We start from the raw sequence: 22110 nt of genomic DNA, 5'->3' as shown, positions 1-22110 counted from the left end.
CGCCATGGGCTCGAACCTCCGCGCCGCCGCGATCCTCGCCCTTACCTTCGCCGCCGGCGCGCTCGCCAGCGCGCTCGTATTCTACCGCGCAGACAAACGCACCCCGGCTCCGCGCCCCGAGGCCACGATCCCCGCCCGCGTCACCCTGCCGCCCGAGCACCTCGGCGCCCTCTCCCTGTTCGTCCTCGCCGGCCAATCCAACATGTCGGGCCGCGCGTCCTTGCCAAACCCCCTTCCCGCGCCGGTCCCCGGCGTCTACGTCTTCGGCAATGACGGCCGCTGGCACGAGGGCCGCGAGCCCGTCGATTTCGCCGAGGGCCAGATCGACGACGTCTCCGCCGACCCCGGCGCGGGGGCCGGCCCTGCCGTGGCCTTCGCGGCCGCGCTCCGCGACAAACGCAAAGACCAACCGATCGGCCTGATCCCTTGCGCGAAGGGCGCCTCGTCCCTCGCGGAATGGCGCCGCCAGCTCGGCGACCATTCCCTGTACGGCTCATGCCTGAAGCGCGCCCGCGCGGCGTCCACCGCGGGCACGATCTCCGGCGTGCTCTTCTTCCAGGGCGAAACGGACGCCATGGATCCCGCCCTCACGGCGGCGGATGCCCACCCCGATCCTTCGAATTGGGCCGCCGCCTTCGCGACCTTCGTCGCCGACCTTCGCCGCGACCTCGCCGCGCCTGATCTGCCCGTCGTCTTCGCCGAGCTCGGCCCGCGCCCCGAAGATCCACGCTTCCCCGCATGGGAGCGCGTCAAGGAGCAACAACGCGCCGTCACGATTCCCGGCGTCGCGCGCATCCGCACGGACGACCTTCCGCTCCAGGATGCGGTGCATTTCGGAAGGGAAGGGCAGGAGGGCGTCGGGAAGCGATTTGCCGAGGCGATGGACGGGCTCCTCTGACGGTAGAAGGCCTCTTCGTCGACATCCGGATGGCGGGTGCTACAGGGCGTCGAGCGCCGTCTGTACCTTGGTCAAGAGATCGGGCGACACCACCTTGTCGCTCACGACGAACGCAAAGCACAGCGACTTCTCGGATTTCAGCGTCACGCCCTTGTTGTCGGTCTTGTTGACCGCCTTGGTCGACGCCCGGTCGAATTGCTCCTTCGTCAAAGCGCAGAGGGGCATGATCAGCGTCCCATCGGCCAGCGCCACGGAGGTCCCGGACTTCTTGGTGATGCATTTCGCGTCTGGCGCCACCGAGTTGCGCACTTTCTCGCAGAGCGCACGGTCGGGATTGATGACGCAATCCTTGACGAGCACGTTCATGAGCAAGCCGTCCACGTGCCCGACGATCGTCACGTCGTCGCCCTTGTTCAATGCCGCAGCGGCCTTCGTCTCGCTGTCCTTCACGAAGCACTGGACCTCGGGGATCTCGAATTCGGCCCCCGACCCCACGGTCACGTAGATGCTGTCCGTGATGTCCTTCTTCACGTCCCCGACCTTGCCGCGAATCAGCACGATCTTGTCCTTGTACTTCCCGTCCGCGCGTACCTCGTTGTTCTTGTACTCGTCGAGGATGTCCTTCGCGTCGACGAGCACGGCGGGACGATCCGAGAACTCGCGCGCCTTCGCTGGCGCTGCTGTGGTTGTCGCGGCCGACGTCGGCGAGGTTGCGGTACCGCTCTCGTCGGAGGTCTTCTTGTTCCCGAGGTTGCAGCATGCAGCGAGCGAGAGGACGAGAAGCGCGAGCGTGACGTGTCTCATGGTGGCCTACGTATACGCCCGCCTTGCCAAACGTCCACCTTCCACCTTGGCCACGGCGCTCGACCAGGATCAGCGGCAGACACCAGGCGAAGACGCGACGAAGCATCGGCGGACCCCGCGATGAACTCTTGTCCGCGCCTCCGTGCGCCACGCAAGAGCGCCAAGAACTGGCCCCTCCCGCGCGCCCCCGGCTACCCTCACCTCGCCCCTCTCCGGGCACGGGTGACCCATGGCCGTTCAAATCGCTTCCGGCGCCACCGCCATGTGCAGCTTCGGCGCCGCGCCCGCCTCGATCATGGTCCTGCCTGCGAACATGGTCAATGCGAGCGCGTCCGCCGCGAACATCGCCGACGTCGTGCCCGCGACCAACGTCCTGCCCTTCGGAGCTTGCAGCTCGATGGCGAACCCAACGGTCGCCGCGGCCACGGCCGCCGCATTGGGCACGCTCACGCCCATGCCCTGCGTCCCCGTCCCCGCGGGCATGTGGATCCCCGGCAGCACCAAGGTCATGCTGAAGAGCCTGCCCACCCTCCACAACTCCTGCCAGCTCATGTGCTCCTATGGCGGCGTGATCCAGATCCTGAGCCCTGGCCAGTTCAAGGTCATGGCCGGCGGATGAACCCCCCGTGACCGCGCCGCCGCCCGGGAACCTGCTCCTCGAATTCACGCGCACCGCGCAGGCCGACGAATCGTTTGTCTTGCCAGACGGCGAGGTCACGTACGTCCTGCGCACCGAGGGCGGCGGCGCCGAGACCGTCACCATCGACTGGACGCCCGCGCTCTTCGCCGACCTCGACGCTGTCCGCCGCCCCGGCTGCGATCCCGCCACGGTCCAGCGTCTCGGCCGCGCCCTCCGGCGATTCCTCGCGCCCGCGGGCTGGGCTCGCCACGAAGAGGCCATCACCCTCGCGTCGTCACGCGGCGATCCCGTGCGGATCACCTTCCGATCGAATGCGGCCGAGCTTTATGCGCTCCCCTGGGAGCTCTTGACGCTCAAATCGAGCGGCCAGCACCTCGGCGAGTTGCCCGAGGTCCTCGTTCGTTATGCCTGGCCCGAGAGCACCACGCGCCCCGAGGATCCCTCGCCCATGCCCGAAGGCGGGCGCATCCTCTTCGGCTGGTCCGCCGCCGCCGGCGCCGTGCCCCTCGCCGAGCAATCGAATGCCCTGCGCGCCGCCGCCGAGCGTGGCCATCACCCCTTCGATCCCGCCCGCGACGTCATCGACCACCTCTCCCTCGGCCGCCTCTCGCGCGCCCTCGAAAAGGCCGCCGCCTCGGGCGAGATCATCAATGTCCTCCACCTCCTCTGCCACGGCACCCAGGTCGGACAAACCCACGGCCTCGCCTGGGACGCGGACGACGGCAGCGGCGAGCGTGTCCTGCTCGACGCCGGCAAGCTCCGGCAGCTCCTCGCGCCGCACGCGGGCCGCATTCGCCTCGTCGTGCTCTCGGCCTGCGACAGCGGCAATCCCGGGCAGATCGGCAATCACCTCGGCAGCGTCGCGCAGAACCTCCACCAGGCCGGCATCCAGGCCGTCGTCGCCTCCCGCTTCCCCCTCTCCGCCGCCGGCGCGATCACCTTCACGGAAAGTTTTTACGACAAACTCCTCGTCGAGCCTTCGTCCGTCGAAAACGCGCTCCTCGCCGCCCGGCAGCGCCTCCTCCGCGAGGGCGCCGGACGGCTCGATTGGGCGAGCCTCACCCTGCACGCCCGCCCCGAGGACGGCGACGACACCCGCCCGATCGCATTTCGCCCTTATCGAGGCCTCCTCGCCTTCCACGCCGCGCATCGCCGATTCTTCTTCGGCCGCGACCCCGAAATCGAGGAGGCGCTCGCCGACCTCGCGGCGCTCGCGGCCGCGGGAAAACCTCGATTTCTCGTGGTCGCGGGTGGCTCGGGCACGGGAAAATCGTCCATGGTCCTCGCCGGCGTCGTCCCGCGCCTGCTCGATCGGGGCGCCGCACAGCGAGACGCCGCGGACGCCGAGGACGTCAAGCGCGCCATCGAGCGGCTCGCGCACCTCCTCGGGCGCAGGGGCCCGGGCGCGGCCGCGCAACAGGCGCTCTCCGTGCTCCACCGCGAAATCACGGCGCTCGCCACGGCCGCGGGCGGCGCGTGGGAGGCGGTCGTCATGCGCCCCGGCGCGGCGCCGCTCGCCGCGCTCGAATCGGCGCTCGCGGCGCGCCGCGACAAGGACATCCCCTTCCTCCTCGTCGTCGATCAATTCGAGGAGATCTTCACGCACGTCCAGGATCGGGCCGAGCGGCAAGCGTTCGCCGCCGAGCTGTGGAAGCGCTGCTCCGGCGACGGCAACATCCATTGCATCACCAGCATGCGCGTCGATTTCGTCGGCGAGTGCGGGCAGATCGTGCTCGACGAGATCACGGGCCAAAGGCTCGATCGCGTGGCCTACGACGAGGCGCACCGCGTCTTCATCGCGCAGATGGGCCCGGCGCAGCTCCGCGCCGTGATCGAGGAGCCCGCGCGCAAGGTCGGCCTCACGCTCTCGGAGGGGCTCGCGAGCCGCATCATCGCCGAGGTCGGCGCCGAGCCCACGGCCTTGCCGCTCGTCGAATACGTCCTCGACCTCCTCTGGCAGAAGCGCCAGGGAAACACCCTCGACGCAACCCGGTACGAGGAGCTCGGCGGCGTGTTCGGCGCGCTCGAACGAATGGCGGACGCCGTCGTCGACGAGCTCGACGAACCCTCGCAGAAGCTCGCCCGCCGGCTCTTCTCGCGCCTCACCCATTTCGGCGAGGGCAGCGCCTCGAACACGCGCCGCCGCGTCCCGCTCGCGCGCATCCTCCCCGCCGATCCCGAGCGGCGGGCGAGCTTCGAGGCCTTGCTCGAACGATTCATCGCCGCGCGCCTCGTCTCGCGGCAGGACGAGGGCGGCCGCATCGTGGTCGAGGTCGCGCACGAGGCCTTGCTCCGGCGGTGGAAGCGCCTCACGGCCTGGCTCGCCGAGGATCGCGCGCGCGTCGTCGAAATGGGCAAGCTCGAGCGCTGGGCCGCCGATTACAAGGCGCACGGCGCCCTCCTCCGCGGCGCTCAGCTCGGGTATGCCAAGCAGATCCGCGCGCACGCCGAGGACGAGCTCGACGACGACACGCGGGCGATGATCGAGGCGAGCGAGCACGCCGAGGAGGCCGAAGCCTCGAGCGCTCGCGAACGGCAGACCGTCGAGCGGCGCAAGCTCATCGTCGGCGCCGTGGGCGCGGTCATCGTGGCCGTCGCCATGACGCTCCTCGCGCTCCGCACGGCCCGGTCCAAAGCCGAGGCCGATGCCTCGTGGAAGCGGGCCGAGCAGGATCGCATCAAGGCCGAAGAAGCGCACAAGCATGCCGACGCGGAGCGCGCCCTGGCCGAAAAGCAACTCCGCATCGGCGGCGCATTGAACCTCGTCGCGCGCCATCAGCACGCGGCCGCCGCGTCCGTCCTGTCCGAGCGGAGCGGCGCGTTCCCCGAGCTCCTCACGGATTTCCGGCACCTCTCGCTGGCGCAGACCGTCTTGAGCCTGCCCATTCCGAAGGTCACGCTCGCCGGGCACGAGGAAAAATTATGGCACGCCGCCTGGTCCCCGGACGGCCGCCGCTTCGTCACGGCCTCCGAGGATGGAGAGGCGCACCTCTGGAACGGCAATGGCCGGGGCAAACCGATCGTGCTGCGGCACGACGGACCGCTCTCCTCCGCGGTCTTCGACGCCGAGGGCCGCCGCGTGCTCACGTCCTCCCTGAATGGCGTCGCGAAGCTCTGGGACGTCGCCGGCCCGGAGCCCCGGGTCCTCGCCGAGCTGCGCGGAGAGGCGCACGCCTTGTGGACGGCCGCCTTTTCCCCCGACGGGACCCGCGTGGCCACGGCGACGTTCGACGCCACGATCGAGACGTGGGACCTCACCCCGGTCACCGGCCCCGCCCTGGAAAACCGTTTTACTGGGCACAAGGACGTCGTCTCGTGGCTGGAATTCGCCCCTGACGGCGAACGGATCGTCAGCTCCTCCTGGGACCGCACGGCTTGCCTCTGGGACGCACGAAAGGGGACACGCGCCTGCCTCGAAGGGCACACGGGCCCCGTCACGTCGGCCGCATTTTCCCCGGACGGCAAGGCGATCGTCACCGCCTCGCAGGACGGCACCGCGCGCATCTGGGACGTCGCGACGCGCAAGGAAATCGCCGTGCTGCGGGGCCACATGGGCCCCCTCAACCAGGCCGTCTTTCATCCGAAGAGCGGCCGCATCGTGGCCACGGCCAGCGACGACAACACGGTCCGCATCTGGGGCGAGGAGCCGGCCACGCGCCCCACCGACGTCGCCTCCTACACGCAGCTCGCGATCCTGAATGGCCACGAGGCCGACGTCACCACCGTCGCCTTCTCGCCGGACGGCCATCGGCTCCTCACCGCGTCGTGGGACGAAACGGCGCGCATCTGGGAGCTCGCGCGCCTGCCGCGGCCCGTCCTGCCGCGGCTCCTCGGGCATTACGTGACGTATGCGCTCGAAAGCCCGACGCAGGACCACCTGCTCCAGCGCACGCCCGAGGGCGATCTCGCCGTGTACCTCCTGTCGCCGAACGCCGAGATTCACGAAGGCTTCCACCCGCTCGGCTTGCTCACCCATGGACGACGACGCATCCAGACGGCCGCGTGGAGCCGGGATGGGAAACGCATCGTCACGGGCGACGAGGAGGGCCACGTGGCGCTCACGCCCATCGACGATCGTCCTGCCGCCGCTTCGCGCGAAAGACAGGTCGTCCTTCCCACGCAGATCCTCCCGCGGCAGCACCGCGCGCCGGTCGTCGGGCTCGCGTGGAATGGCGACGGCGATCGATTCGTCAGCGTCACCGCCCAGGGCGCGCCGCTCGTATGGGAGCTCGGCAAAACCGACCGACCGCCCGTCTCCCTGAAGGCCTCCGCCGAGAAATGCGGCTCCTTGGGCGTGTCCGACAAACTCGTCTCCACGACCTCGGGCGGCTTCACCTCGGTCGCGTGGAGCAGCCGCCCCGGCGCGCGCGACATCGTCCTCGGTCGCGAGGACGGCTGCGCCTGGTGGGTCGACATCGATGGCCACGAAAAACCCAAGGTGCTCGGCCGCCACCACGGCGCCATCAATGCCGTCGCCTTTTCGCCCGACGGCGATCACGTCGCCACCGCCTCGCAGGACAGGACCGTGCGCGTCTGGAAGCGCGACGGCACGTTCGTCGAGCTCGCGCATCCGGCGCCGGTCCTCTCCGTCGTGTTCGACGCGCGCGGCGAGCGCGTGATCACGCGGGCCCGGGACAACACCGTCGACGTGTGGAAGGTCGACGGATCGGGCCAGGTGTTCGCTCTGATGAACTCCGCTGCGACGTTCCCCATTGCTGCCTTCGAGGTGAAGGGAAATGGCATCCTCACCGTGGACACGCAGGGTTTCCTTCAGCGCTGGGACGCCGAGCCCGCCGCCATCGTCGCGAGCCTCGAGCGCGCGAACGACGACTGCGCCACCGCGGCCCTCCGCGAGCGTTACCTGGCCGAAGACAAAGAGGAAGCGCTCAAAGGCTGCCGCGCCTGCAACGAGAAGCAAGGCCTCGACCCCGACAATTGCACGCGCGACCTGAAGACCGGCACGCTCGGGCCGCAGAAATGATATCGTCGGTTTGAATCGAGGACGGCCATGCCCGCGAACGACATCCACCTCCTCCTGAGTCACGACGACGACGGCAGCGCCTTCCTCGAAGGAGGTCTCTCCGCGGACGCGGCCGCGAAGCATGAAGAGCGCCCCGAAGCGGGCCCCGGACCGACGCACCTCTGGGACGAGGGCGACGACCCGGACGACCTCACGGCCCAGCGCTGGGGCGTGATCGTACCCGAAGGACAAACGGGCGATCGATTGCTGGAGCTCGCGCGCCCCCTCCTCGAAGCGCGCCGCGCGGCCCAGGGGGGCCACGAGATCAAGGTCTTCCGCGCGCCTTCTCGCCTCGACATGGCGGGCGCCGCGCGCTGGCGCAAGGACGTCTTCGATCGCGGCGCCGACCTCGCCGTCGATCTGCCGCGGTATCAGCTCATCCTCGGCGATCTCGATCAGGTCCCCTTCGCCATTCAGCAGGTCCAGCAATCGGACGGGTTCGTCGGACGGCTCGCTTTTCCGGACGAACGCGGCTACGAGGCCTACATTCACAAGATCCTCGCCGCCGAGCGCGCGGCCGCCCTCGCGACGCCCCCGCACGCCACGTTTTATACCGTGCACGACGGCACGGCGGCCACGGCGGCCACGTACCGCGCGCTCGTGCGTCCGGGCCTCGATCTCGTGCGCCGCCGCCTCGAAGCCGGGCAATTCCCCGTGAGCACGATCGAAGAGCGCGGCCGCGTCGACGCGCCTTCTCCCGACGAGCTGCTCGAAGCCGCGTCCCGCCCCGATCCGGGCGTGCTCTTCAGCGTCAGCCACGGCGCGGGCGCCCCGCGCGAGGGCTGGAAGAGCTTCGCCGAGCAGCGGGCGCGCCAGGGGGCCATGCGATTCGGCCGCGAGGGCACGTTCGCCGCGAGCGACCTCGGCGAGCGCCCCTTCGCGCCGGGCGGCGTCTGGTTCATGGTCGCTTGTTATGGCGGCGGCACGCCGGATCGGAGCGCCTATCGCCACTGGCTCGAACGATTGCAGAAGCTCGGCCATTACGGCGGCGAGGCCGAGGAGGTGCTCAAGGCCCTCCCTCGCCATGCGCCGCCCTTCATTGCCTCGCTCCCCCGCGCCGCGCTCGCGAATCCGAACGGCCCCCTCGCGTTCCTCGGACACGTCGATCTCGCCTGGACCTACAGCTTCGAGGAGCGCGACGCGGGCTCGCCGATCGCCCGCCCGGCCCGCTTCATGTCCGTCGTTCGTTCGCTCGTGCGCGGCGACCGCGTCGGTCTCGCGTTCCGCGAGCTCGTGCGATTCTTCGAGCAGGCGAACACGGAGCTCACGAGCCTCTATGATCACGAGGCGAGCGGAGGCCGGCGCGACGAGACGCGGCTCGGGCACCTCTGGATGCTCCGCCAGGACCTCGCCGGCTACATTCTCCTCGGCGATCCCGCGGTGCGCCTGCGTGTCCCGCCGCAACGAAAACCCGCGCCAGCCGAGACGCCCGCCCCCACGGCAGCGAACATCTTCGGGGTTGTCCAGGCACAAGCGCCCGCCCCCGCGCCGGCTCCTGCCCCCGCGCCGGCGCCCGCCCCTGCGCCGGCGCCGGTTGCGCACGTCGAACCGGTCGCGCTCCCGATGGAGCTCGAGCGCCTCGAAGAGGCCTTTGGCCACATGCTCGTGGGCGAACGCGGGCACAAGGAAATCGCCAAGGAATACGGCATCGAGCTGGGTGAGCTGCGCAAGCTCTTCGACCGGTACAAGAAAGGCGGCCGCGGGTCGCTCGGGCATGGGTGAAGCCGCCTCGTCGGAGGCTCACGAATAACTGTCGAGATCGTCGTCGGATTCGCTGTCGAACCCGGGATCCTCGGCGCCCGTCCCGTACACCGTCGAGACGTGCGAGCGGATCTTGTTTGCCTCGTACTGCCGGATCACCTTGTCGCCCCACGCCCGCATGAGCTGTTTCGGAACGTCGATATCGAGCGCCCGGTCGATGATCGCCTTCAAACCATCGATCGAATTGGTCCAGGATTTTCCGGGCCGCGTGTTGTAATTCAAGTTGTACCCCATCACGTCGGCCACGAAGTAGAGGCACAACCAGCAGCCGAAGCAGGGGCGCTTCTTCCCACGGATGAGGACCGGGGTCGTCTTCGGCAGGCGGGACTTGGTGAGCACGAGCAGGAGCTTCTGCTCGGCGTGCACGCCGAGGCCACTCACGAGGATCAGCTTCTCGCGATAATGAGGCTCCACGAGAACGTCCGTCTTCGGCACGGCGTTCCGGATCGTGATTTGCTCGACAGACTCCCGGACCGGCACCATCGCGAGACTCTGGGCGAGAAACTGCACGTCCTCGGTCAAATCGGGGCTCATCATCTCGTCCTGGAAGCGGTCGACCACGCGGGCGCCGCGCCGATCGGAGCTCGTGCTCGGAATCGTGCGGATCGCGTCGAGCAGCGTCGGCTCCTTCACGAGCTGCTGGTAGAGCTGCTCCATCGTCTTCGGATTGTTGGCCGAGATGAGGATCCGATCGTTCGTGTACATGGCTTCCACCTCCGCGTCGCCTTTCGCCAAGAAGTGGTTCGCGTAGTAAAAAAAGTACGTGGAGAGGTGCCGCAGGAACTGCGCCGCCTCTTCGCCCGCGAACGAGCGCGCCGGGCGTTGCACCGTGCCACCGAAGACGACCCCGCTGTCATTTCGTCCTCGAATGTTCGATGTGGTTTCGTCCCGGAAGAAACTCATGGGCCGGTAGGGATCGAAGGGGCCGTTCGACGCTGCCTGAATGACGCCGCACGCTTTTCGCAAGGCGACGAGGGCCTCCGGCGGAATCCCCCGCGCGGCATGCCGGGCCTTCGGCTGCGCCACTGTGGCGGCGTGAGGCATCTTCGCGGCGAGCGACGGGGGGTTCTGCCGCTGTAACACCGTCGCCGGATGCGGCGTTCGCGTGGGGGCGGCCTGCCTTGGCCTCTCCTTCGGCTGGATCGTCGCTGGATGCGGCGACGTGCTCCGGCCAGGCAGCCCATCCTTCGGCGACCGATTCTCCTTGGCCATGGCTTCGAGGCGCCACACTACCAACCTCGCCCCCTCGCTCCCAGAAACCGGCCTTCGCACCCGGAAAAGTCCCGATCCGCCCGGCCCTCGGGTAGACTGCCCTCGCCGCCGAAGCTCATGCGTTCGCCCCTGCGAATCCTCCCGCTCCTGCTCGCCGCGCTCCTCGCGCTCGCCACCCCCGCGCGCGCGGCCGACATCGCCTTGCCCCGATTCCAGCCCTCGTTCGCCGGCGATCGCATGCTCGGCGTACAATCCCCCTACGCGGCCGGTGATTTCACCTTCCACGGCATGCTGCTCGTGGACTACGCACGGAACCCTTACCTCTACGAGACCGACGCCGGCGCCACGGCCTACGAGGTCGTCGGCCGGCAGCTCTTCCTCCACGCGAACGCCACCTATTCGATGTGGAATCGCCTCGCGGTGAACCTCGACGTGCCCGTCGCGCTCGTCCAGACCGGCAATGCCGACATCTCGCCGACCACGCCCGACTTCGGCGACATCCGCCTCGGCGCCCGCGTCCGCATCTACGGCGCGTACGAAGACCCCTTGCAGATCGGCATTGGCGCCTATCTCTGGATTCCCACCGGCACCGGTGCATTCGTCACCGACGGCTACGTGCGAGGCCTCCCGCAGGTCCTCCTCGGCGGCCAGCTCGGCGATCGCTGGGTCTGGTCGTTTGCATTGGGCCCGGAGATCCGCGACGCACGGTCGACGGACGACGGCGTCGTCCTCGGCACGGCGCTCACCGGCGGCGCCGGCATCGGGGTCCTGCTCGGCCAGGACCGCGCCCTGCAAATCGGCCCGGAGCTCACGATTTCGCAGGTGCTCCTCGACGCCACGAGCCAGAACCGAAACATCGAGCTCGCCTTGCACGGCCGATATCGGTTCCTCGACAATTACGAGGCGGGGATGAGCTTCGGCACGGGCCTCAGCGAGGGCGTCGGCACGCCCCTGTTCCGCGTGGTCGCGATGGTCGCCTACACGCCGTTCCTCTCGCAGCGCCTGCGCGACAGCGACGGGGATGGCATCTTGAACGATCAGGACGCCTGCCCCGAGGTCCGCGGCGATCGCAGCGTGTACGCCGTGGAGAATGGGTGCCCGTCCGTGTACCGCAAGCGCGCGAACGACGCCGACGGCGACGACGTCATCGATGATCAGGACGCCTGCCCGCGTGTCTACGGCATTCCCCAGAGCGACGAGACACGCAATGGTTGCCCGCTCGACGACGCAGAGGAAGAGGCGCTGCTCGAACAATACCGGGACAACCGTCCGGATTCGAAGGGCGACGCCGACGGCGACGGCCTCGGAGATGCGGTGGACGCTTGCCCCGAGGAGAAAGGCGCGCCGAGCGAGGTGGCCGCGAAAAACGGCTGTCCCGAGGCCGTGCGCGTGACCGACCGCGAAATCGTCCTCCTGCGCGAGCTCCTCTTCGACACGGGCCGGGCGACCCTGCGGTCCTCGTCGCGGCAGATGCTCGAAGAAGTCGCCGAGGTCCTCTTCCAGCACCCCGAGATCACGCGGATCGAAGTGCAGGGCCACACCGACAATCGAGGCACGTTGCCTCGCAACGACGCGCTCGCCCGGCAGCGGGCCCAGGCCGTGCGTGATCTGCTCGTTCGCCGCAGCATCGACCCGAGCCGGATCGTGATCAAAGGCTTTGGCCCGACGGCACCCGTCGCGACGAACACGACGCCGGAGGGGAGGCAACGCAACCGGCGCGCGACGTTCGTCATTCTGGAGCGAACGCCTTCGCCCGCGCCTCCTTCTCCTTCCTCTTCCAACGTCACGCCGGCGCCGTAGGTACGCCCGCCCACGAGAACCGGACATGTCTGGACAAATCCGGACAAGTTCGGACAAATCTCGCGAGATGTCCGGTCGTGCCGCCGCCTTGCACGTGAGCTTCCCCACTATCTGAGCTCGACCCAAAGGTCGCGTGCACGCGTCTCAAAGTCGCGTGCACGCGTCTCCAGGTCGCGTGCACGCGCCTCCGAGTCACGCGGGCGCGCCTTCCCCTCGTGCCCAGGCGTCTTCGCGTCGCGAGCACACGCCTTCAAGACATTCCCGAACGATCTCCACGCCCTGCACGCGCGTCTCGACCTCCCGCGCGCGCGCCTCACCGCCCCCCTGCGCGCGCCTTTGCTCCTCGCCCACGCGTCATTTTCCTGCGCTCACGCGCCTCGGAGACGCGCCCACACGCCTCGCGCCTCGCTCGCACGCGACGCCTCCGCGTGCCCTCGCCGGGCGCCTGGCATATCCCGTGCTCTGGTCTCCTGCACGGCGCACGAGACGGGACCTCTCCCGTCGATCGCCACACGACAACCCAAAACCGCCCCATTGGAGGCCGACCATGAGTGATCCCAAGAACCCCGTCCCCGGCGACCAGCACATCGACGCGAGCGACCTCGCGCTCATCGACGTCACCCCCGAGCAAATGTTCAAGTTCATCAAGGTTCGCGAGGGGGTCGCGAAGGCAATCGCCAACCTGAAGCGCCTCACCGCCGAGCAGATCGACCGCGCGGGGCTCCACGCGGGGGACGTGCAGCGCGCTCTCGATATCGCCGACGCGCACCAGCGGCTCGACGCCATGGTCCCCGCCGCGGAGAAGCTCACCGAGATGCTCATCGAGACCCGCGCCGCGCGGGGAAACGATCTCGCCATGCTCCTCGGTGAAATCGCCTCGCAAGCGCGGCGGCGTGGACAGCGCGACCCGAAGGGCCCGGAGATCCTCGGCCCGCTCGACGACCTCTTCACCTACCAATATGGCCCCGCCCAGAAGGGCGCCGCCACCCGCGCGAAATCGAGCGCCCCGGCCGAACAGGGCCGGCCGAGCCAAAACACGGATTGATTCGAGCTACCGGGGACCCGGGCGGCGCCTCGCCCGGGTCCCGGCCTCAGGGCGCTTCCGGCACGCAAACCTCGCCCGATTTCGAGACACGGCAAAGCCTGCTGCGCTCGATCCGGACCTCGATCTTTTCCGGCGGCGGTGACGACAGGAGCACCCGCCAAGCGTCGCGGTCCGGCCTCTCGAGGAGCGCGTAAATCGCGAGCGTCCCCTTCTCCGGCACCGGCAGCTTGATCACCTTCGTCTGCCCGGGCAGCACGACCACCGATGTCTGCACCGACTCGTCGGGCGTGGTCACGCGCGCCGCGACGGACTCGTACGACTCCGCGCCGAACGTCTTTTCGTCGATGGCGCGGGCGAGCACGTAGACGGAGCGCGCGCCATTCGCGTCGGCCGCCGGGCGGAGCACGAGCTCCACCTGGGAAGCATTCGACGACGCGCAGCCGGCCCCGAGCGCCGAGGCGAGAAGCGCGGTCAGGCCGCAGAGGGAGGCGTGACCTCGCACGAGCGCAGTATCAACGAGGCGTCGTGGCTTGTCCACTTAGCGTCGTCGTGGAAGGCGGCGGCCGCGACGGGCAACGATACCCCCGGTTCGGCGGCGGGAGCAGCACCTCCCACGGATCCGAGCCGAGATCGAAGGCCACGCGCGCGCCGAGCATCCACGACACCGTCGATCCCCGCCACGACGCCTGTGCCTCGCAGACGAGCCGCAACGTCTGCCACGCCTCGCCCGTCCCCTCCTGCGAGCGCGACGTCTTGCCGCCGCTCGCGAGGTCCGTGAGCTCGGCGCTCACGATCGCCGGTGTCGACGTCGACCAGGGCACGGGGAGCGATTTCCACGCCGGGGCCTGATTGAACCCCGCCACGGTCGTCTCGCCCGCGCTGAGCGAGGACATCGTCACGGCCACCCGATCGTCCCGCTCCACCTTGGGCAGCGCGTGCGGCCGCACCGAGAGCGCGATCGCCTTGGGTTTGCCCGCCTCGTCCCAGAGCAGCCCCGAGAGCTCGTCGAACCAGCCGCCGACCTCGAGCGCCTCTTTCGGCAGCACGACCGCGCGATAATCGAGCGGCCGCTTCGCCACCCACGCCCCGCCGTCGCTCCGCCGCGCGGCCGGCGCCACGCCGTCGTTGAAAGCGAGGCGCATCGTGCCCTTGACGCCGAACACCCCGTCGACCTCGCCCGGCTGTGCCTCGACCTTCGCCGTCGGCATGAAGGGAAAGCGCACCCAGAGCGGCTCCCCGAGCGGGCGAATCTCGCTCTTGTAGATCTTCTCGACCGCCTTCTCCACGTTCGTCAGGGCATATTCGTAGACCTGGTTCACGGGCAAGAGGAACGGCCTGCGCATGTCCCCGCCCGGGATCCGCGCCGCGTCGAGCCACGCCTTCACCTGCGGAATCGGCTGCTTCGGGTCGGGGTCGAGCAGGGACAAACCGAGCTTGCCCACGAGCGGCAATCGATCCCCGAGCGGCGCGCCTGCCGCCTGGAGCGGCCCGTCCTCCAGCGACGCGAGGAGCGGCGTGAGGATCGCGTAATACTTGTCGAGGTTGACGGGTTTGCCCTTCTCGGGCTGGAGCGCCACGATCGGGTCGAACGAGCGGAGCGCATTGCGTAGGATCGCGAGGTTCGGATCATTGCCCGGGTCGACCGCCGCATTCTCCGCGACCGTGGTCCAGAACTGGCCGAACCACGAGCTCGGCGTGGCCATGTCCTGCAGATCGGTCCGGAGCGAGGCGAGCGAGCCCGACGAGAAGCCGAAGCCCTGCACGTATCCGAAGAGCGCGTTCTGGTAGGCCGTCGCGTACGTGTCCATCCCGTCGCGCACGAGCCGCGCGAGCTCGTCGCGCGGTGCTTGCTGCACGCACGCCCCCGTGAGCGCCGCGTCGAGCTTCGTCAGCGCGGGGACGAGCTCGTCATTGACGGCGCGCACCGTGTAGAGGCCCGGCAAAGGCCGGCTCGGCCCGCGCCCCGGCATGTCGCTCGCGCCCACGGCCGGAAACACCTGGTTCGGCCCGAAGAACGGCGAGCGCTGCTTTGCGCGGACGTCGTCGACGAATGCCTGCACGTACGCCGACGACTTGCTCGAAGCGACGAGCTTGTCCCAGTCCTCCGCGCGATAGACGCGGCTCTTGTCGATGGGGAACGTCTCCTTCGAGGCCGTATCTCCCGTGGGGCATTTCATCCCCTCGAGATCGCCGACGATCTGCCGCAGCGTCCGGTTCTCCGCGCTCGGCACCTCGATCTTCGTTCCGTCGACCTCGCCGAGCAGCCCTTCGAGCTCCTTGCTCTTTTGCTGCGCCCAGTCCGGGATCTCGTGGCTCCCGCCGGGGCCGAGCAATTTGTCCGCGTCCTCCGGGCTCTCCGTGCGGAGCAGCGATTCGAGCTCCTTCTGCGAGGGCGCGTCGTCCACGCCGCGCAGCGCGTCCGAGAGCCGGCGGGCGCTCTCCGAGAGCGCGCCGATCTCGGCCGGCGGGACCGCGCCCTTTTTCAACGACTCATCGAGCGACCCCAGAAACCCTTCCCAATCGCCCCGCGGGATGCCCTGGTCGAGCCCCTCGATCGCGCCTCGCCATTGCGAATACGAGAACGTCACGTAATCGCCGACGACGCTGTCCGGCACCTCGAGCACCCGCGCGAACGCCTCCTTGTCGCGCAGCGCGAGCTCGCCGAGATCGTTGTCCTCCGAGGCGCGCAGCAGCGCCACCGCATAAAGCCGCACCGGCAGCGAGGACGCCCTCGCCGCCGGCAGGAGATAGATGTCGCGGATCTTCCCGAGGAACTGCTCGCGTTCCCCGCCTCCGTCGCGTTCGGTCCGCGGCCTGTCGATCTCCTCTTTTGCGTTCGGGTACGCCCACCGCAAAGGCCACCAGCGCGGCCGGAGCGCGGCCCGGAGCGCCTTCGCGGCTTTTCCTTCGGCCCGATCGATCTCCACGTTCCGCGGCGGGCGCAGCGTGGTGAAGCCCGCGACCGCCGCGGGCACGGCCTTCACGTCCTGCCAGTGCCACAGATAAAGCCCGCCAATGAGCCCCGCGATCGAGGCCCCCAAGACGAGCGCCCCGACCGTCCGCCGTTGCTCGTGGGCATTGAAGTCCGATTGAACCGCCTGCGCGTCGAGGCCGAGCGGCGCGCCCACCATCCCCGCGTCCGCGCCCTCGGGCAAACCCGCCACGACGATTCCATCGAGCGCCGGCGTCGCCACCTGCGTCGCGTTGCCCACGAAGGCATCGAGGAAGGGTTCGAGCGCGGCGAACACGCTCCCCCCGCCGCCCGCGAGCAGCTTCGTCACCGCCGCCGTCTGCGCGGCCGGGAGCGTTTTGATCGCGGAAGACAAACACGGCTCGAGCGGCGCGAGCAGCCCTTCGAGGTCCGCCGCGCGCCGGCCCGCGGGCTTCAAGGTCTGCGAAGCGTGCCCCTCGTCCTCGGCGACACGCGCGAGCGGGACGAACCCTTCGAGGCGCTCGTCGAGGTGCGAAAGAACGACGCGCACCCGCGGCGCGCGCCCGCGCCGGAGCGACGTGAGCCTGTCGACCACGTCCCGCCCGAGCGCCCCGAGGCGCCGCAGGCCCGCGGGCGTGAACGAGCTCGCGCGCGCGTCGATCACGAAAAGCACGACCGGCACCCGGAGCGCGATGGGCTTCCAGAGATCCGCGAGCGAGGAGCGCGCCTCGGGCCGCGTGTCTTCGAGCAGCTCGCCGCTGATCTCCTGCACGAGCGCGTGCTGCCCGGCGAACATCGACAGGCGCGCGTCCGAGGTATCACTCGGCGCGACCTGCGAGGCCGATCCCGAGCGCGCGAGCCCCGTCTGGATCACGCTCGTCTTGCCGGCCCGACGATCGCCGAGCACCACGACGATCGGCGCGCCCTGCACGCTCTCCGGCAGGCGACGCACGAAATCGTCCCACGTCCGGCCGAGCGAGCGCGGCGAGGGCAGCTTGGGAGCCTCCTCGCCAGACTTCTTGCGGGACCGAACGAACAAATAAACGCCGACGATGAGCAGCAAGACCCCCACGAGGGCGATCGCGGCGATCACCCAGGGGTTCAAGGACGCTCCGAGCGCTGCGGCTTGCTGCATCGCGCGCGCCTCCTCGCCGCCCTAGCCCCCCGCGGGCATTCGTTGCCCGGCGAAGAGGAAGACTTCGAGCAGATCCTCCACCCGATCGAGCGCCTGCGCGAGCGCCTTCGGATCCCGCGCCTCGGGCGCAAGGGCGAGGGCCTCACGGAGGGGTTTTACGAAGGGCGCGAGGACGTGCGGGGGCACGACGCCCATGGCGGCGGCCTCGACGGACGCGAGCAGGGCCGCCGCGTCCGGCGGAGGCGGCGAGAGGGCCGCGGCCTCGAACGTGGCGCGCGGAGGTGGCGGGGGCGCGGACGGACGGCGCCCGCTCGCTCGCCATCGTGCGAGCAGCGAGGACCGCGGATCACTCTCCTTGCCTCCGGCCGCCATTCCCTCGGCACTTCACCACAGAAGGCTGACGAGGGCAAAAACCGCGTGAAAACCTGCCGCCACGCCGAGGGCGATCAGCCCGTACCGCAGCGCGGCCCGGGCCCGGACCGTGGGGGCGGCCGCCGTCTGCGCCGGGGCGTCGCTCCGCGGCAGGCACCGGGCGAGCTTCTCCTTCCAGGCGCGGATCTCCTGGGGCTCGTCGAAATGACGGCCCACGAAACCACACTCCAGGCAATGCAGGTAGGTCGCCACGACGAGCGCGTCGGGCTTGCTCTCGGGCGTGAGGAGCGCCGCGCGCTCGAAAAACTCGTCGCCGCCGTCGGTCTCGCCGAGCAGATCCCACTGGAGCAGCGGCCACGGCGGGCTCTCCGGGTCCCCCTCCCGCGCGAGGCGCGTCTGCACGCGTTCGTCGAGGAAAACCACGAGCGGGACGAGGACGCCCTCCATCGTGCTCGGCGAGACGATCTTGTCGAGCTTCGCGTCGAGATCGTCGAGCCTGCGCCGGAGCTTCGCCCGCAGCGCCTCGACGTCGCGCGTCTTGTTGTTTCGCACGGCCGCGTCGAGGATCCGCCCGGTATCCTCGATACAGACGACGACCTCCGCGAACGCGCGGGTATCGAGCGTGCCCGCCGCGCTCATGGCTTCGTCCCTCCGGAGAGCGCGCGCGGGCCCGCGGCCTGGCGCGTCGTGATCTCCACGTCCACGGGCTCCTCCGTCCACGCGTCGAGCAGCGCGGCGATCTGCGCCGAGAGCCGCCGCACGAGCGGCGCCTCCTCGGGGCTCCTTTGCCGCACCGCGAGCCGATACACGCGCCGGATTCCGCCCGCGCGCCGGGCCGGATCCGGCGCCTCGCGCGAATCGAGCTCGTCGACGAGCGAAGCGAACCCTCGATAGGCCCCGTCCCCGCTCGCGCCGAGGATCTCCAGCATCCCCACGAGATCACGCCGCCCGAGCGACGGCCGCATGCGCAGCGAGAGCACGTCGAGGCAACGCGCCGGATCCTGCGCGAGCGGGCTCTCCGAGGGCGCGCGCATGCTGCCGACGAGCCGGAATGACACGCCCGGCAAATGCCGCGTTTGCAAGCCGAGCGCGAGCTTGCCGGGCGACGCGGACCAGAGCACCGGCTGCGAAAAACGGGCCTCCGCGAGCACCTTGCAAGGCTGCTCGAAGGCGCCGTCGAGCGAGAGCCGGAGCTCGGTCACGCCGTCGCCTTCTTCGATCTCGTACGTATCGCCCTCCTGCGCGAGCGCGGCGGGCAAGATCGGCACGAGCCCGCGATCGGACGCCTTGTAGACGCCGCGCACCCCCGCGGGCTCGACGCCTTCGAGCAGCGGCGAGGGTGAACGCACGGGCGCCGTCGTCCGCGTCCCGTCCCAGAGGATCGGCTCGGCGAAATCGACCCACGCATTCTCCACGGGGACGACGTGCAGGCGAAACGTATCGTTCGAGACCGACAAACTCGTGGGGAACTCCTCGTCGAGCTCCAGGAAGAGGTCGAGCGTGTCCCAGGCCGCGCGTGTTTGCGGCACCTCGACCTGCACGAAGAGCTCCTGCTCGGGCAGGTGGAAAAACGAGCGAATGCGGGCGAGCGGGCCACGATCGTCGCCGTCTTCGAGGGCGCTCGCGCGCGGGGCGCCGAAGGAGACGCGGCAGGAGATCTCGGGCCCGTCCGCGCCGGTCATCGCGTAGGCGCGCGTGAGGTGGCGCGAGAGCGCGTCATGCAGCGCGAGCGAGGCGCGATAATCGTCGAGGCGCCGCACGTAAAACGAGAGCGTGGCCGCGTTCTTCCAGGAGCGCCGGGCGCGGAGGCGGATCCGCACGAAGAGCCTGCGGTTCTGCTCGACGATCCGCGCGCCCGCGACGTCGATCGGCAGGATCGAGAGCGGCCGCATCATCGAAAAGAGCCCGACCTTGCCCTCGGCCGACATCACGCGAAGGAGCGTGCCCCGCGGCAAAACGGCGGGCTCGACGCGCTCCTCACCGACCACGCATTCGACCATCATCGACGCGGGCGAGGGGACGAGCAGCTCGTCGAGCGTGCCGGCGGCGATGCGGCGCACGGCCGCCGCCGTCGCGCGCTGGGCGGCGGCGCGGGTCCTCGCCGAAAAAAAGGCCTGCGCTTCGAGGATCCGGCGGACGTCCGGGTCCTCGGCGCCGAGCGAGAGCGCGCCTTCGGCCTCACGCCGCGCGGCGAACGCGTCGAGCGCAGAGAGCTCCTCCAGGAAGAGCGAATTCAAGGTCTCGGCCTCTGCCATCGTCCCCTCCTATCCGAGATTGACCAGGCTTCCCTGCACGTTCGTCATGCTGCCCTTGAGGGTCGCGATCCCCGACGATTCGAGGTTCATCGTGGCATCGGCCTTCGCCTCGATCATCGCGCCCTTCGCCGAGATCTGGCTCGTCCCTTCGAGCGTCAGCGTCGCCGACGTGGACAAGGTCGCGCCCGCGCTCTCGAGCGTCAACGTATTCGAGCTCGCGCCCGTGAGGCCGACCTTCGTCGTCCCCTCGACGGTCACGTTTTGCGCGCCCGAGATGGCCACGTTCGCGTCCGAGGCGATCGTCGCGTCCTTCGTGCTCTGCACGGAGAACGTATCCTGGCTCGTCCAGCTCGACGCCTTCGTGCTCGTCATGGTGATCGTCTCGTCGGCCGTGACCTCGAATTGCTTGCAGGCGATCGCGATCTTCTCCGACGTCTGCGTGATCGTGCTCGTCGCCGAATCGCCGGCAACCTTGATCTCGATCTTGGTCCCGTCCATCACGATGGTCTGCGTGATGCTGGCGTCGCCGTTCACCACGGTCACGGTGATCCCCGCCGTCTTGTCCATCTCGATGGTGCAGACCAGCGGCATGACCGATTACCCCTGTTGCTCCTCGACCTTGAGCGTCATCTTGCCCTCCTCCAGGCGGAGGAGAATGGTGTCCTTGTCGTTCGTGCGGAGCACGCGCAGGACGGGCTTTTCGTCCTGGTAATCGTGGAGCACGGACGTGTTGTTCGTCGAGGTTTTCCCGAAGAAGAGGTGCTGCCCCTGCCCGTCCTTGGCCACGCGCGCGTCGGAGCGCCAGTCGAGCATCCGGACGACCGTGGCCTTGCTGAAATCGAGGGCCACGAGCACGCGCTGGTTCTTGTAGAGCGGCTGATACAGGTTCCCCGCCCCGCTCTCCGGCTCGTACGGCGCCCTGATCTCCTGGTTCTCGAAGAGCGGGATCTTGATCGTGTACGTGTCGATCGAGGTGTCCTCGTCCGTCGCGAAATCGTACGTGATTTCGGTATCCGTTCCGACGGCGCTCACCACCTTGCCTTCGAGGTGACCGGGGAAGCGCGGATCGACGGTGGAGGGCAAGCGGACGCGCGCCTCGCTCTTCTCTTCGAGCCGAGCCGTGCATTCGACGGAGAAGCTCGCCTTGGCGTCGCCGTAGGTCGGCTCGGGCCCCTCCTCGAGCGCGCGCGCTTCGAGCGAGACGAAAACGACCCGGAAGGACTCGGTCGCCGCGATCAAATTCGAGCTGTGACCGCCCGTCGTGGAGATGTCGAGCAAGCTCCCCGGGGAAAGGGCCACCGTGGGAAAACGCCGGAACGAAAGCTCGACCTCGCGCTTCGGTAGGAGGGGCCGCGCGGTCTCCAGCGTGACCCGATCGTCGACGTCCTGCGCGATCGGCGTGCGGAGGAGCGTGTCGCGATAGATGCCCGTGGCGGCGTTCGTGTTGTCGACGAGCTCGGTCGCCGTGCTCTCCGTGTACGAGTTGAGGACGCGCGGCTTGTGGCGCGGGACCTCGGGGAAAAACGAGGTCATGGAGGAGAGGTCGTCGAGCAAGAGCTCCGAAGCCTCCCCGCTCGTGTCTTTGGCCCCCTTGATCGAATACGTGCCCTCGGCGTGGTCGAACGTGAAGACGCCGTTCCGGTGGCGGACGTACCAGATCACGAGATCGTAAAAGCTCGATCGCGCGGCGGGGTCGAGGTGGAAGAAGATCTGCGAGGCCGTCGTGGTGATGACGTCCCAATCGTAGGTCAGGCTGATCTTGTCGCCCTTGTGGGCCTCGATCACATCCTTGAACGCCTTCTCGGTGTAGAGCGCGCAGGGAAAATGCTGCCGCCAGAGGGCCTGCGCCGGGTCGACGAACGTCACGCGGTAGCGCCGGAAGAGCACCGCCGGCTCGTCCATCACACGCTGCGTCGTCTCCTCGCGCACCGATTTTTCGAGCACGAGGCCGCTCGTCTCGAGCTCCGCGTCGTCCGCCTCGGTGTCGGTCTCGAGGTGCCCCGGCTTGATCGAAATCGAGACCTCGCCGAGATCGGCCTTCACGAAATCCGCGAGCAAGTCGTCGGTGTATTTCCCGCCCCACGACGAATCGTCCTGCATGACGAACTCGACGGAGCCCGAGACGCCCCACGCTTCCATCCGCAGAGAAAAACCCCGCACGTTGCCGCCCGGGATCGTATGGGCCGTCCCCCCGACCGTGAGCGTCAGCGTGATTTCGAGTTTTTCCTTCAAGGCC

At 69.2% G+C, this 22110-nt stretch carries 15 protein-coding genes; 6 read left to right on the top strand and 9 right to left on the bottom strand.

What is annotated here, in order from left to right; translation table 11 throughout:
• Positions 1-4: 4 nt before the first annotated feature.
• Complete coding sequence (locus QHF85_RS29055) at positions 5-898, top strand: sialate O-acetylesterase (RefSeq protein WP_281330606.1); 894 nt, start codon at positions 5-7, stop codon at positions 896-898.
• Positions 899-937: 39 nt separating this feature from the next.
• On the opposite strand, the gene QHF85_RS29050 is transcribed toward QHF85_RS29055, so the two are convergent.
• Positions 938-1702 carry a hypothetical protein gene (locus tag QHF85_RS29050; RefSeq protein ID WP_281330605.1) on the bottom strand — a complete coding sequence of 255 codons (765 nt, stop codon included), beginning with the start codon at positions 1700-1702 and terminating at the stop codon, positions 938-940.
• Positions 1703-1931: 229 nt separating this feature from the next.
• Between QHF85_RS29050 and QHF85_RS29045 the strand changes: the two genes are divergently transcribed.
• The 3 genes from QHF85_RS29045 to QHF85_RS29035 are packed head-to-tail and all read left to right on the top strand — an operon-like array spanning position 1932 to position 9084.
• Positions 1932-2321: a DUF4280 domain-containing protein gene (locus QHF85_RS29045; protein ID WP_281330604.1), complete on the top strand. Its 390-nt coding sequence runs from the start codon at positions 1932-1934 to the stop codon at positions 2319-2321.
• A 7-nt stretch (positions 2322-2328) separates the two neighbouring features.
• A complete protein-coding gene (locus QHF85_RS29040; RefSeq protein WP_281330603.1) occupies positions 2329-7323 on the top strand; it encodes a CHAT domain-containing protein in 4995 nt (1664 codons plus the stop codon).
• Between the two features lie 27 nt (positions 7324-7350).
• Complete coding sequence (locus tag QHF85_RS29035) at positions 7351-9084, top strand: hypothetical protein (RefSeq protein ID WP_281330602.1); 1734 nt, start codon at positions 7351-7353, stop codon at positions 9082-9084.
• An 18-nt stretch (positions 9085-9102) separates the two neighbouring features.
• Here QHF85_RS29035 and QHF85_RS29030 read toward each other — a convergent pair whose 3' ends face one another.
• Complete coding sequence (locus tag QHF85_RS29030) at positions 9103-10335, bottom strand: hypothetical protein (protein ID WP_281330601.1); 1233 nt, start codon at positions 10333-10335, stop codon at positions 9103-9105.
• 117 nt (positions 10336-10452) lie between these two features.
• Between QHF85_RS29030 and QHF85_RS29025 the strand changes: the two genes are divergently transcribed.
• The gene (locus QHF85_RS29025; protein ID WP_281330600.1) at positions 10453-12135 is read left to right on the top strand and encodes an OmpA family protein; all 1683 of its coding nucleotides are present in this window, start codon (positions 10453-10455) and stop codon (positions 12133-12135) included.
• Positions 12136-12682: 547 nt separating this feature from the next.
• Positions 12683-13180, top strand: a complete 498-nt coding sequence (locus QHF85_RS29020; RefSeq protein WP_281330599.1) for a hypothetical protein — start codon at positions 12683-12685, stop codon at positions 13178-13180.
• Positions 13181-13226: 46 nt separating this feature from the next.
• Here the strand turns inward: QHF85_RS29020 and QHF85_RS29015 are convergent, their stop codons facing one another.
• From QHF85_RS29015 to QHF85_RS28985, 7 genes are read right to left on the bottom strand one after another with little or no spacing between them, the layout of a single operon-like run.
• Entirely contained in the window at positions 13227-13682 is a 456-nt protein-coding gene (locus tag QHF85_RS29015; RefSeq protein ID WP_281330598.1) for a type VI secretion lipoprotein TssJ, read from the bottom strand.
• Positions 13683-13692: 10 nt separating this feature from the next.
• On the bottom strand, positions 13693-17247 hold the full coding sequence (locus QHF85_RS29010; RefSeq protein WP_281330597.1) for a hypothetical protein: 3555 nt from the start codon (positions 17245-17247) through the stop codon (positions 13693-13695).
• Between the two features lie 21 nt (positions 17248-17268).
• Positions 17269-17619 (bottom strand): hypothetical protein, encoded by a 351-nt coding sequence (locus tag QHF85_RS29005; protein WP_281330596.1) that lies wholly within the window; start codon positions 17617-17619, stop codon positions 17269-17271.
• 12 nt (positions 17620-17631) lie between these two features.
• Positions 17632-18258: a DotU family type IV/VI secretion system protein gene (locus QHF85_RS29000; RefSeq protein ID WP_281330595.1), complete on the bottom strand. Its 627-nt coding sequence runs from the start codon at positions 18256-18258 to the stop codon at positions 17632-17634.
• Positions 18255-19874, bottom strand: coding sequence for a type VI secretion system baseplate subunit TssF (locus QHF85_RS28995; protein WP_281330594.1), 1620 nt, complete (start codon positions 19872-19874; stop codon positions 18255-18257). The genes QHF85_RS29000 and QHF85_RS28995 overlap by 4 nt, the downstream gene beginning before the upstream one ends.
• Before the next feature lie 9 nt (positions 19875-19883).
• Positions 19884-20465 carry a hypothetical protein gene (locus QHF85_RS28990; protein WP_281330593.1) on the bottom strand — a complete coding sequence of 194 codons (582 nt, stop codon included), beginning with the start codon at positions 20463-20465 and terminating at the stop codon, positions 19884-19886.
• Positions 20466-20471: 6 nt separating this feature from the next.
• On the bottom strand, positions 20472-22106 hold the full coding sequence (locus QHF85_RS28985; RefSeq protein WP_281330592.1) for a hypothetical protein: 1635 nt from the start codon (positions 22104-22106) through the stop codon (positions 20472-20474).
• Positions 22107-22110 lie beyond the last annotated feature (4 nt).

The organism is Polyangium sp. 6x1, assembly GCF_029946515.1.
Taxonomy (GTDB): Bacteria; Myxococcota_A; Polyangia; order Polyangiales; family Polyangiaceae; genus Polyangium.
This window is presented reverse-complemented; position numbering and strand designations above follow the sequence as displayed.